A 9852-nucleotide genomic window follows, 5' to 3' on the forward strand; every position below is an offset into this window, starting at 1 on the left:
TGGTGGTGATGGAGGAAGGATCGGCTGCACGTCGGCAATACGGCCGGGCATGCACTATCCGCCTCTTGACCGCCCACCGCGATCAGTCGAGTCTAGAATCTCGGGCTGGTTTCCGGGCTCTGGAGTGTCCTTGCGGACTCATCGCGACACCTTCCCAGGCTTGTGGCCCAGTGGTCTCCCGTTGCGACTTGAACTCCACCACCGTTGCGGGGGCAGCGCCGGGTTCTGACCGGCTTCCCAATTCTCCGCTTGGTCGTCACCAAGCGGCACCTGAGTTGGCGTGATCTAATCATGACCGCCGACCGACTGTCGGCATGAAAGCGACATCGTATCCATGCGGCGCGACACGGCCACGAAACCTGTTGGACCGGAGTGAACAAGGGTGAAATCCACCCTTCGCCGAGCGTTGCCGGCCCGAAAGCATGGCCGGATTTGGCCCATTGTCAGGGGCCGAACTGGTTAACGATTCGTTAGCAGGCTTCGAAATGCTTTTTTAGGTGCGTCTAAAATCGAACCGAACGGTTCGTTTCTGTTGACACTGCGTGCAGGACGGTGTGAACGCTGGCTCGCCAATCCGTCAAATGGTCGGATGGAACGCTTGAGCTAACAGACTGATAAAAAAAGGAAAATTGTGGTTGTAGGAGCCACTGGCACAATTTCAAGATGCAGATTCTTGGTCCACACGGAACAACTTCGTGATTGGAATCCGCAGGATGGCCTTCCCACATCGGGGCTGTCCGAACGACGCGAATTCCTTCCAAGACAAGCCGCTGGACGGACGGGAAACTTAAGATACTGGAGTACTTAAAATGAAAAAGATCGCTCTTGCTGCCGTCGCCGTTCTGGCCATCACCGGCAGCGCCTTTGCTGAAGGCAGTGACCATTATGGGTCTGACGGCGCCAACCAGCCGGCCGCCGCGGTCGACAGCTCGTACACGGCTTCGGTTCGGAATTCGGCTTCGGCCCAGAATCCGGTTCCGGCTGACGAGAAGCCCGTCCACGGCAGCGACCGCAACCTCTTCGGCAACAACTAACAGTCGATTCCAGACCGTGATCCCGAACCGAAGGTCAGCGAAGCAAAAAGTGGAAACCGGTTTTCGGAAAAGATCATGGTCAAACAAACAACAGCGGCGGCATTGTCTTTCATCAAGACCGCCGCGCTGGTCGAATGCGAAAATCCAGGAATACTGAAATGAAGAAAATCGCTCTTACCGCCGCCGCACTTTTGATTGCCGCCGGCAGCGCCTATGCCCGCAACGACAACGTTGGCGGAACCGACATCAATAAGCAGGCGGCCGTCAACGTCGACAACACGCAGACGTCCTCGGTACGCAACACCGGCTCGCCGGTCTACAAGCTGCTCAATTCATCTGGCGACGTACAGAAGTCCGCCCCGCAGGGCAGCGACCGGAACCTGTTCGGCCGCTAAGCAGCGACCAGAACGCACAAGAGCGGCGGGCTTTGCCCGCCGCTCTTGTTTTTTGCCTTCGCCAAACTGCCTATATCCAGCAGTTCGGCTGCCGCTCTCAGGCTGCCTTTGCTTCCGCATTGTGGAGTGTGAAGGAATGTCCCTCGGCATCGAAAATATGCAGATCTCCGGCATCGGCACTCAACCGCAGCGCAGCACCCCGCTTGACCTCGACATTGCCGGGCAGCTTGGTCACCAGCGGCAGGTCGGCGCGGCCGATGTCGACATAGACCAGCTGGACCTCGCCGAGCTGCTCGACATAGTCCACCGTTCCCTCGAACAGATAATCCGCGCCGGTGGCGATCATCAAATCCTCCGGCCGCACGCCAAAGCTCACCGCAGCACCCTTCGCCGAGGCCGGCGTGGCGATGGGCACCGTCGCCTTGCGGCCGCCGACATGGCTGACGATGGTCGGGTTGCCTGGTTTGTCGATCGTTGCCGGCAGGATGTTCATGGCCGGCGAACCGATGAACTGGGCGACGAACAGATTGCCGGGTTTCTTGTAGAGATCCATCGGCGTGCCGACCTGCTCGATATGGCCCTCCTTGAGCACGACGATGCGGTCGGCCAGCGTCATCGCCTCGACCTGGTCGTGGGTGACGTAGATCATCGTTGTGGCAGGCATCGATTCCTTGAGCTTGGCGATCTCGATGCGGGTGGCGACGCGCAGTGCCGCGTCGAGGTTCGACAGCGGCTCGTCGAACAAGAAGACCTTCGGGTTGCGCACGATGGCGCGGCCGATGGCGACGCGCTGGCGCTGGCCGCCCGACATCGCCTTAGGCAGCCGGTCGAGATATTTTGTCAGCTGCAGGATTTCGGCCGCCTGGCGCACCCGCTTGTCGATCTCGGCCTTGCTCTCCTTGCCGATCTTCATCGAGAACGCCATGTTGTCGTAGACGGTCATGTGCGGATAGAGCGCATAGGACTGGAACACCATGGCGATGCCGCGTTTCGACGGCGGCACGTCGTTCACCACCTCGCCGGCGATCTTGAGCTCGCCCGAGGTGATTTCCTCAAGCCCGGCGATGGAGCGCAGCAAGGTCGACTTGCCGCAGCCCGAAGGGCCGACGAAGACGATGAACTCGCCCGACTTTATGTCGAGGTCGATGCCGTGGAGAATGTTGAGATTGCCGTAAGATTTCTTCACTTGCCTTAGCGTGACATCGGCCATGATTCCCTCCAGTGAAATGCCAATTCAGTCGATACGCCCGAACCAGGCGCCGTAGCCGCCGAGGCGGATAGAGCCGGCGCTAGTCTGTCCCGAAAACCCGTGCCCCGGCAAGGGCTGCAGCGAGCGCCCGCCAAGATCGATTTCGGCCGGTCGGCTGCCGAGATTGAAGACGCAGACGATCTGCTCGTTGCCCTCGCGGCGCGTGAAGGCAACCGTATCGCCCTCGCTTTCGATGAAGTCGATATCGCCCTTGGCCAGCGCCGGATGCAAACGCCGGAAGGCGAGAAAGCGCCGGTAGTGTTCGAGCAGCGAGGCGTCGTCGCCCTGCTGCACATCGACCGCTTGCGGAAGGTGCTTGGCAGGCACGGGCAGCCATGGCTTTGCCTTGGAGAAGCCGCCATTCAGGGCGGCGCCATCCCAGACCATCGGCGTGCGGCAGCCGTCGCGGCCCTTGAATTCCGGCCAGAAGCGGATGCCGTAGGGATCCTGCAGATCCTCGAATTGCAGCGAGGCCTCGCCGAGCCCGAGCTCCTCGCCCTGATAGATGCAGACGGAGCCGCGCAGCGACATCAGCAGCGCCGAGATCACCTTGAGATAAGCGGTCGGGTCGGCCTCGCCGGCCGCCCAGCGCGAGGCAGCGCGCATCACGTCATGGTTGGAGAAGGCCCAGCACGACCAGCCGTCGCTGGCGACCTTACCGAACGCCTCCAGCACCGAACGCACCTTCGCCGCGCTGATCTTTTCGGGGGCCAGGAAATCGAACGAGTAGCACATATGCACGCGCTTGCTGCCGGCGGTATAAGCTGCCACCACCTCCAGTCCGCGCTGTGAATCGCCGACTTCGCCGACCGCGGCCGTCGCCGGATATTCGTCGAGCAGGGCGCGGAAGCGTTCGAGGAAGCCGAGGTTTTCCGGGCGGCTCTTGTCGTAGAGGTGGTCCTGGTAGTTGTAAGGATTGACGGAGGGCGCGGTCTGGTCGTTGCGCTCTTCGGGCGGCAGCGCCGGATTGTCCTCCAGGCCCTGGCTGTGGAAGTAGAAGTTGATGGTGTCGAGGCGGAAGCCGTCGACGCCACGTTCCAGCCAGAAGCGGGTGACGTCGAGCAGCGCGTCCTGGACCGCACGGCTGTGAAAGTTGAGATCGGGCTGCTCGGCCAGGAAATTATGCAGGTAGTATTGCTGGCGGCTGGTGTCCCACTGCCAGGCCGAACCGCCGAAGATCGACAGCCAGTTGTTGGGTGGCGTGCCGTCGGGCTTGGCGTCCGCCCAGACATACCAGTCCGCCTTGGGATTGGTGCGGTTCGAGCGGCTTTCCTTGAACCACGGATGGCTGTCGGCGGTATGCGACAGCACCTCGTCGATCATCACCTTGAGCCCGAGCTTGTGCGCCTCGGCGGTCAGGGCATCGAAATCGACCAGTGTGCCGAACATCGGATCGACGTCGCAAAAGTCGGATACGTCGTAGCCGAAATCCTTCATCGGCGACTTGAAGAACGGCGAGATCCAGATGGCGTCGACGCCGAGCGCCGCGACATAGGGCAGCCTGCCGATGATGCCCTTGAGGTCGCCGACGCCGTCGCCGTTCGAGTCCTGATAGCTGCGCGGATAGATCTGGTAGATCACGGCCCCTCGCCACCAGTCGCTATCGGCGGCGAGGTCGGGTTTCACGGTCGCTTTCACGGCGGATTGCATGATCTCAACCTCCCTTCACCGAACCGGCGAGCAGCCCGCGGACGAAATAGCGTTGCAGCGAGAAGAACACGATCAGCGGCACGACAATGGTGATGAAAGCCGACGTCGTCAGGATCTCCCAGTCGCCGCCGCGCGAGCCGAGCAACGCGTTGAGCTTGGCGGTCAGCACGATCTGGTCCCCTTCGGTGCCGAGGAAAACCATCGCGACCAAAAGGTCGTTCCACACCCAGAGGAACTGGAAGATGGCGAAGGAGGCCAGCACCGGGAACGACAGCGGCAGCACGATCTTGACGAAAATCTCGAAATCGCTGGCGCCGTCGATGCGCGCCGATTCCATGATTTCGCGCGGCAGCCCGGCAATGTAGCTTCTGAGGAGATAGATGGCGAAGGGCAGGCCGAAGCCGGTATGCGCCAGCCAGATGCCGAGATAGGTTTTCGACGGCACGCCGAAGAAAGAGCCGACGCCGTTATAGAGCTTCAGCAGCGGGATCAGCGACATCTGCAGCGGCACGACCAGGAGGCCGATGATGACCGCGATGAGCAGCGCCCGGCCGGGAAAGCGCATCCAGGCCAGTGCATAGGCCGCGAACGCCGCGATCAGGATCGGGATGACGGTCGCCGGAATGGTGACGGTTAGCGAATTCATGAAGGAGCGGCCGATGCCTTCCGAAAACAGCACCGTATCGTAATTGTCGGTGGTGAACTTCGGCGGCGCCGACGAGGCGTAGTAGACGCGCTGGCCGCGCTCGCCCTCGAAGGGCTGCGTCGAGGTCATGACGAAACTGCCGTCGGCGTTGAGCTGCAAGGTCTCGCCGTCGCCGAGATCGGCCGTCGTGCCGGCGGGATATTGCGTCGGCGCCGCCGACTTGACGCCGAAGGCGCTGATGTCGCGGGCCGGATCGTCGCCGAAGATGTTGCCCTCGAGGACGAACTTGCCGTCCTTCTCGACCTGCGCCGAGGCGGGTGGCAGCCGGCCCGCTTCCGTCTGGGTGGAACTGGCGAACGAGTTCCACCAGCCCGAGGCGATGATCTGATCCTTGTCGCGCAGCGACGAGACGAGAATGCCGAGCGTAGGCACGGTCCAGATCGCGACGAAGATGAGGACCGCGATATGGACGCCGAAACGGCTGGCAAAGGACTTTCCGGTCGACACGGCCATCTCAATGTCCTCCCGTCTCTTTGTTGGCCTGGCGGATGTTCCAGACCATGATCGGAATGACCGCGATCATGATGATGATGGCGATGGTGGCGCCGCGGCCGAAATCGCCGCCGCCGCGGAACATCCAGTCGAACATCAGATTGGCCAGGACCTGGCTGTTCCATTGGCCGTTGGTCATGGTCAGCACGATGTCGAAAACCTTCAGCACCAGGATGGTGATGGTGGTCCAGACGACGGCGATCGTGCCCCAGATCTGCGGCACCATGATCTTCCAGAAGATCTGGAACGGATTGGCGCCGTCGATGACGGCGGCTTCCAGCGTCTCTTCGGGAATACCCCGCAAGGCGGAGGACAGGATGACCATGGCAAAGCCGGTCTGGATCCAGATCAGGATGATCATCAGGAAGAAATTGTTCCAGAACGGCAGCGATATCCAGACCTGCGGCTGGCCACCGAAATACTGGATGATGGCGTTGAGCAGGCCGATCTGCGTCTGGCCCGCGCCGCGATACTCGTAGATGAATTTCCAGATGACGCTGGCGCCGACGAACGAGATGGCCAGCGGCAGGAAGATGAGGCTCTTGGCGATGGTGCCCCACCAGATCTTGTCGGTGAGGACGGCGATGATCAGACCGAGGAAGGTGCAGGCGGCGGGCACGACCGCCAGCCAGATGATGTTGTTGAGGATGGAGCTGCGGAACTCGCGGTCGCCGAGCGCCCATTCATAATTGGCGAAGCCGACGAAATCGGCGCCGCCGCGATCGAGGAACGACAGCCTGAGCGTCTCCACGACCGGGTAGATCAGGTAGATGGTGAGGATGATCATGGCCGGGCCGACGAATAGCCACGGCCGGATCAGCCCCTGCCGGCGCAGATTGTCGATGGCCGCGGCACCGGCGACGCCGCGCGACGGGAAGATGATGTCCACCAGTCTGTTGGCGCCCCAGAAATAGGCGACACAGCCGCCGACGCCGGCGATGATGACGAATATGGCCGAGAAAATCTGAGCCGCCACGGGTCCCTCCCTCTGCGCATGATCCGCCAGTCGAGAATGGCTTTGGCGGCGGGATCATGTGCCGATTCAGTTGTTTGGAGCGCGACCGGAGGCAAGGCAGGGCTCCACTCTTGCTGGTCGCGCGTCATGCCGGAATATGCTCATAAAAATCGCTGCGGCGCGGGCCGCCGGTCGGATCCGGGCCATTGAGGCCCGGATCCATTTGGGATCGGTAATCCGAATATTCAGCCGCGGCGCCTACTTTACTTGATCGCGTCCCAGCTCTTCTGGATGTCGGTGGCGACATCCTGGGCGGACTTGCCGCCGACGAGATCGATCATGCCGGTCCAGAAGGCGCCGGCGCCGATCTTGCCCGGCATCAGGTCGGATCCGTCGAAGCGGAAGGTCGAGGCCTCGGCGAGGATTGCGCCCTGCTTCTTCAGCGCCTCGCTGGCATAAGCGTCGTTGTTGACCGACTTCAGCGGCGTCACGAACCCGCCCTGGGCCATCCAGATCTCATGGGCGAGCGGCATCTTCAGGAATTCGATGAACGCGCGGGCACTCTTGCTGTCCTTGGTGATCATGGCAAGCGTGCCGGCGCCGAGCACCGGGGTGCCGAGGTCGGCCTTGGAGGCGTAGGGCGGGTAATAAAAGAAGTCGGCGTCCTGGCCGATCTCGGTGCCTTCCGGGAAAAAGGTCGGGATGAACGACGCCTGATGGTGCAGATAGCATTTCGGCGGCACCGAGAAGAGGCCTTTCGGGCTATCGCGGAAGTCGGTCGCCGCAACCGCCTTGGCGCCGCCCTCGACCATCTTGTCGTCGGTCGCGATCTTGCCGAAAATGTCGATGGCGTTGACCACCGCGGGATCGTTGAACGGAATCTCGTCCTTCACCCACTTGTCGTAGGTCTCGGGCGTCTGGGTGCGCAGCATGATGTCCTCGACCCAGTCGGTCGCCGGCCAGCCGGTGGCGCCGCCCGAACCGAGCCCGATGCACCAAGGCGTGCCGCCGTCGGCGATGATCTTCTGTTCGAGCTCGGCAAGCTCTTCCTGCGTCTTCGGCACCTCGTAGTCGGCTTCCTCGAAATTGTCGGGCGAGTACCAGACCAGCGATTTCACGTCGGCCTTGTAGGGGAAGGCGAAGAAGCCCGGCTTGCCGTCCTTGTCTTTGAAGGTGCCGAGATCGACCCACGACTGGCCGGCGCCGTAATTGTCCTTGACCCAGTTGGCGGTGTCGTCGCCGAGCGGCGTCAGCAGGCCCTTGGACGCAAGGTCCTGGATCAGGCCCGGCTGCGGCAGCACGGCAATGTTGGGCGGGCTGCCGGCCTGCGTGTCGATGACGATCTGCTGTTCGTAATTTTCCGACGAGGAGTATTTGATCTCGGCACCGGTGGCCTCCGCGAAATAGTCGAGAACGGTGCGGATGAGGCCCTCGTCCTCGCCGCGCCATGGCCCGAAGATCGACAGCGTCTCGCCCTTGAGGTCGACCTTCTTGAGCTCTTCGTAGTTCGCCCAGTTGAAGCGGGGGTCCTCACCCGGCTTGAACTTCAGTTCGGCTTGCGCTGGCGCGCTAAGGGTGAGCGTGACAAACGCGGCACCCAGCAGAAGCATTTTCTTCATCGGTATTCCTCCCAGTGGTCACAAACACCCGGACGAAACCTCCATTCCGTCCGCCGACGCTGCAGGACTGTGACTCAGTCGGAAAGGAACCGCAACCTTTCGAAGAGTCTTCCAAAGCGCTTTGGCCTTTCCAATCACGCCACTGAATCGATCGGGAGTCAAGGGGGTAAAGGGGCTAATCGATTTAATTCCCGCGATACAGGAGCACATAAGTGCGCTGCAGCATGCTTTTTTGGCGATGCAGCAGTAAATTTTACTTCAAACCGGTCAGAAACGGTGCTTATTGTCTCCACACTAGGCAGCGCTTTCCCGGGCGATCGGCAATCCATGGTTAAAAGCGCTTTGAGGCTTGGAGGCCTCCTGTGAACCTCAAACAGCTCTCCCACATGCTGGCGCTTTCGCAGACAACGGTAAGCCGCGCGCTGAACGGCTACCCGGAGGTCAACGAGGAAACGCGCCGGCGGGTGATCGACGCCGCCAAGCGCCACGGCTACCGCCCCAACCCGAGCGCGCGCCGGCTGGCGACCGGCAAGACCGGGATGATTGGCTATGTCTTGCCGACCGGGACGGCCGTCGACATCGACCCGCATTTCGTCGAATTCCTGTCCGGCCTCGGCGACTACGCCCGTTCGCACGAACTCGACCTGGTGCTGTCCCCGGCCGATGCCGACGACCAGGAGACCACCTACCGGCGTATCGTCGCCAACCGGCAGGTCGACGCTGTCTACATCTCCTCGCCAAGGCCCGCCGATCGGCGGGTGGCGCTGGTCAGCACGCTCGGCATCCCCTTCATCGTCCATGGCCGCAGCGAAGGCCTCGATTTCGACTACCCCTTCACCGACATCGACAATGAGGGCGCCTTCCATGAGGCTGCCCGGCTGCTCATCCAGCTCGGTCACCGGCGGCTGGCGCTGATCAACGGCGACGACCGCGAGACCTTCGCCATTCACCGCGAGCGCGGCGTGCGCCGGGCACTGGCGGCGAGCGGTCTGGAGCTTGGCGAGGGCCATGTCTGTTCCCTGGCCATGACCGAGGAGAACGGCTATCGCGCCGCCAGGCGGCTGCTCGAGCGCAGCGATGCGCCGACCGCCATCGCCTGCTCCAGCCTGATCATGGCGCTCGGCGTCGTGCGCGCGGTGCGCGACCTTGGCCTGACCATTCCGAGCGACCTGTCGCTGATCGCCCATGACGATGTCTTCCCCTGGCTGAAGCCGGAGAATTTCTCGGTGCCGCTGTCGACGACGCGCTCGTCGATCCGCCTGGCCGGCGCACGCGTCGCCGAACGGCTGGCGGCGCGGATCTCCGGCCTGGAGGAGGGCGCCCGCGGCGAGGTCTGGCCGGTCGACCTGGTGATCAGGGGGTCGGTCGCCGGCGCGCCTGGCTAAGTATCAACCCAATCACTCTGAACGACTGAATTCGACCGATTGTGTTGAAGAAGTCGGTGATTAAGCCGGGCGTTCTTTTCGCCGCGACGAGTTGCGATTGGGTCGAGGCGGCCTCCTTGCCCTAAGTGGCTGGGATTGGCGTCCGGGTAGTGCAGATCTTGGCCAATTTCCTGAGGTTCTGGGCGATGGCTGCGAGGTGGAACTCATCGCGGGCACCACAGGGGCCGCGCAATCGCAGTCTGTCGAGCTTCAGGATGCGCTTGAGGTGCGCGAACAGCATCTCCACCTTCTTCCGTTGATAGCGTGAGGTTTGGTAGGCGTCGGTCTTGGCGATGTCGCGGGCCATGTCGCGCGCACCCTCATAGAT

General features: G+C 62.2%; 9 protein-coding genes and 1 riboswitch. Of the genes, 3 read left to right on the forward strand and 6 right to left on the reverse strand.

Annotated elements, in window-relative coordinates:
* Positions 1-86: 86 nt before the first annotated feature.
* A riboswitch (cobalamin riboswitch) is annotated at positions 87-289 on the reverse strand.
* Between the two features lie 520 nt (positions 290-809).
* Together IQ26_RS22945 and IQ26_RS22950 are read left to right on the forward strand one after the other, a co-directional pair.
* The gene (locus IQ26_RS22945) at positions 810-1034 is read left to right on the forward strand and encodes a DUF680 domain-containing protein (protein WP_145720619.1); all 225 of its coding nucleotides are present in this window, start codon (positions 810-812) and stop codon (positions 1032-1034) included.
* 158 nt (positions 1035-1192) lie between these two features.
* Positions 1193-1429, forward strand: coding sequence for a DUF680 domain-containing protein (locus IQ26_RS22950; RefSeq protein WP_145720620.1), 237 nt, complete (start codon positions 1193-1195; stop codon positions 1427-1429).
* Positions 1430-1526: 97 nt separating this feature from the next.
* Here IQ26_RS22950 and IQ26_RS22955 read toward each other — a convergent pair whose 3' ends face one another.
* From IQ26_RS22955 to IQ26_RS22975, 5 genes are all read right to left on the reverse strand, one after another.
* Positions 1527-2639 carry an ABC transporter ATP-binding protein gene (locus IQ26_RS22955; RefSeq protein ID WP_145720621.1) on the reverse strand — a complete coding sequence of 371 codons (1113 nt, stop codon included), beginning with the start codon at positions 2637-2639 and terminating at the stop codon, positions 1527-1529.
* Positions 2640-2663: 24 nt separating this feature from the next.
* On the reverse strand, positions 2664-4328 hold the full coding sequence (gene bglA, locus IQ26_RS22960) for a beta-galactosidase BglA (protein WP_145720622.1): 1665 nt from the start codon (positions 4326-4328) through the stop codon (positions 2664-2666).
* 4 nt (positions 4329-4332) lie between these two features.
* A complete protein-coding gene (locus IQ26_RS22965; RefSeq protein WP_145720623.1) occupies positions 4333-5487 on the reverse strand; it encodes a carbohydrate ABC transporter permease in 1155 nt (384 codons plus the stop codon).
* Position 5488: 1 nt separating this feature from the next.
* Positions 5489-6502, reverse strand: coding sequence for a carbohydrate ABC transporter permease (locus IQ26_RS22970; RefSeq protein ID WP_145720624.1), 1014 nt, complete (start codon positions 6500-6502; stop codon positions 5489-5491).
* A 242-nt stretch (positions 6503-6744) separates the two neighbouring features.
* Entirely contained in the window at positions 6745-8100 is a 1356-nt protein-coding gene (locus IQ26_RS22975; RefSeq protein ID WP_145720625.1) for an ABC transporter substrate-binding protein, read from the reverse strand.
* 362 nt (positions 8101-8462) lie between these two features.
* Between IQ26_RS22975 and IQ26_RS22980 the strand changes: the two genes are divergently transcribed.
* Positions 8463-9485, forward strand: a complete 1023-nt coding sequence (locus IQ26_RS22980) for a substrate-binding domain-containing protein (protein WP_145720626.1) — start codon at positions 8463-8465, stop codon at positions 9483-9485.
* A gap of 121 nt (positions 9486-9606) precedes the next feature.
* On the opposite strand, the gene IQ26_RS22985 is transcribed toward IQ26_RS22980, so the two are convergent.
* On the reverse strand, positions 9607-9852 hold a 246-nt coding region (locus IQ26_RS22985; RefSeq protein WP_208760197.1), incomplete at its 5' end, for a transposase.

It is taken from the genome of Mesorhizobium tianshanense (genome assembly GCF_007830515.1).
GTDB classification, from domain to species: Bacteria; Pseudomonadota; Alphaproteobacteria; order Rhizobiales; family Rhizobiaceae; genus Mesorhizobium; species Mesorhizobium tianshanense.

Coding starts and splice junctions, on each gene's coding strand:
- IQ26_RS22975 (WP_145720625.1), bottom strand. CDS start 8,100: ATGAAGAAAATGCTTCTGCTGGGTGCCGCGTTTGTCACGCTCACCCTT.
- IQ26_RS22950 (WP_145720620.1), top strand. CDS start 1,193: ATGAAGAAAATCGCTCTTACCGCCGCCGCACTTTTGATTGCCGCCGGC.
- bglA (WP_145720622.1), bottom strand. CDS start 4,328: ATGCAATCCGCCGTGAAAGCGACCGTGAAACCCGACCTCGCCGCCGAT.
- IQ26_RS22955 (WP_145720621.1), bottom strand. CDS start 2,639: ATGGCCGATGTCACGCTAAGGCAAGTGAAGAAATCTTACGGCAATCTC.
- IQ26_RS22945 (WP_145720619.1), top strand. CDS start 810: ATGAAAAAGATCGCTCTTGCTGCCGTCGCCGTTCTGGCCATCACCGGC.
- IQ26_RS22965 (WP_145720623.1), bottom strand. CDS start 5,487: ATGGCCGTGTCGACCGGAAAGTCCTTTGCCAGCCGTTTCGGCGTCCAT.